Origin of the sequence: Vibrio sp. 10N.222.52.B7 (assembly GCF_041474275.1) — a bacterium.
Lineage (GTDB): Bacteria > Pseudomonadota > Gammaproteobacteria > Enterobacterales > Vibrionaceae > Vibrio > Vibrio crassostreae_C.
The window spans coordinates 1-368 of record NZ_JBFRTU010000085.1 but is presented as its reverse complement, the minus strand read 5'-3'; the positions used below and the strand labels follow the sequence as shown (position 1 = coordinate 368).

At 47.6% G+C, this 368-nt stretch carries 1 protein-coding gene; it reads left to right on the top strand.

What is annotated here, in order from left to right; translation table 11 throughout:
* Positions 1-368, top strand: a 368-nt coding sequence (locus AB4512_RS19400) for an NADAR family protein (protein WP_372175387.1), incomplete at both ends; no start/stop codon positions are given.

Genomic DNA, 368 nt, shown 5'->3' with positions numbered 1-368 from the left:
GATCAAGTTTGGGCAACCAGCGAACATTATTATCAAGCGATGAAGTTTGCCTCCGAAGCGCTACGTAATACCATTTTGGAAGCCAGTACACCTGCTGAAGCGTTCTCTTTAAGTCGTGACTACGAAGACCAAGTTCGCGAAGATTGGTATGACATTCGTGTTGAAGTGATGCAGTTTATTGTGACGGAGAAGTTCAGACAGAATCCACAGTTTGCGCTGTTTCTTACCAATACCGGAGATTCGGTGATCAAAGAACATTCGCACAAAGACCACTTCTGGGGCGATGGCGGCGATGGAACCGGCGAGAACCATTTGGGTAAGATTCTGATGGCAGTGCGTCACCAGCTTCGCACTCAGCAACTGCATTT